At 61.1% G+C, this 1386-nt stretch carries 1 protein-coding gene; it reads right to left on the bottom strand.

Translation table 11 applies throughout. The features are described 5' to 3' along the window. Positions 1 to 290: 290 nt before the first annotated feature. Positions 291 to 1304 carry an IS110 family RNA-guided transposase gene (locus tag JYP46_RS22015; RefSeq protein ID WP_007007598.1) on the bottom strand — a complete coding sequence of 338 codons (1014 nt, stop codon included), beginning with the start codon at positions 1302 to 1304 and terminating at the stop codon, positions 291 to 293. Between the last annotated feature and the right edge of the window lie 82 nt (positions 1305 to 1386).

Here is a 1386-nt window from a genome sequence, read left to right as displayed (position 1 = left end):
GCGTGTGTGGATGCCCCCTACATTGCAAGGTTTTTCTTCCGACTTCTTTTGCAGCGTGTTGCTTCTATCGGTCGTGTGTCAGGCCTCTGATCGCGGCCTGCGCCACGGGGCCGTTATGCAGTTCGAAGAATAGGGTCCACATCGGTTCAGAGAGCTTTATGCTCGAGCCCCGGGACTGGTTTACCCCATCCTGAACATTGAAGTCCTTGCCGCATAGTCGTCAGTCGATCTCCTTGCCGGGGCCAAACGACCCCTAGACGTTTGCCATTGCCTCCAACAGAGGTGACCGCTCACGCCATTTGGTAATTCTGCTCCCTTGTCATGATCGCCCATATGACCCGGGCCATCTTGTTCGCCAAGGCGACGGCCGCGACCATGCGAGGCTTGCGCCCGACAAGCTGTCCGAGCCAGTTGTCCGGCATGACGCCCTTTCGAATGATCCAGCGAATCCGGCTCATGGCACCGACGATCAGCAGCTTACGGATATCAGTCTGGCCCATTTTGCTCACCCCGCCATGGCGCTGTTTGCCGCCCGTCGATCGCTGCCGCGGCACGAGGCCGAGCCAGGCGGCAAAGTTCCTGCCGCTGGAGAAGGTCCGGAGATCGGGAGCAAACGCCATCACAGCACCGGCCGTCACCGGCCCGACACCTGGCACCGTGCACAGACGCCGCATCTCAACGTTTTCCTTCGTAGCGTCCCTCAGCTTGAGGGACAGGGCGTCGATCTTCGCCGTAAGAAGATCGATCTGATCTAGATAGAGTTGAGCCATCTCCTTGACGGTGTCGGGGATCTCGGTCGTCCCGTCCTCCAACAGGGCCGCTGCCTGTTTGAGATGGGCCGGCCCTTGCGGGAAGACCAGACCGAACTCGGCCAGGTGGCCCCGCAGCGCATTGATCAGCTGCGTGCGCTGGCGGACGAAGCACTGGTGGGTTCGGAATGTCACCGCTCGTGCCTGATGTTCGGCGCTTTTCACCGCGACGCAATGCATGTTCGGGCGCAGCACGGCTTCGGCGATCGCCGCGGCGTCTGCCGCGTCGTTTTTCTGCCGCTTGACGAACGGCTTCACATAGATGGGCGGAACGAGCCGGACATCGTGGCCGCTGCTCTGCGCTACGCGCCCCCAATAGTGGCTGGTCGCACAGGCTTCCATCGCCACGATGCACGGCTCCTGCGCGTCCAGCATCTGCATCAGCTTTGCGCGGGAAACCGTGCGATTGAATAGAACCGCCCCACCCCGATCGGTGCCACAGACCTGGAAGCTTCGCTTGGCGAGGTCGATCGCCAAAATATGCACGTCTGACATAGTGTCCTCCTTCGAATGTGCCGCAGCGGCGAAGATGGCATCATACGACGCCGCTCGAAGGGGCATCCACCGCATCAGTTCA

Source organism: Nitratireductor aquimarinus, from assembly GCF_017255295.1.
GTDB lineage: Bacteria > Pseudomonadota > Alphaproteobacteria > Rhizobiales > Rhizobiaceae > Nitratireductor > Nitratireductor aquimarinus.
Note: the sequence above shows the minus strand (reverse complement) of the source record. Positions and strands in the feature narration are given on the sequence as shown.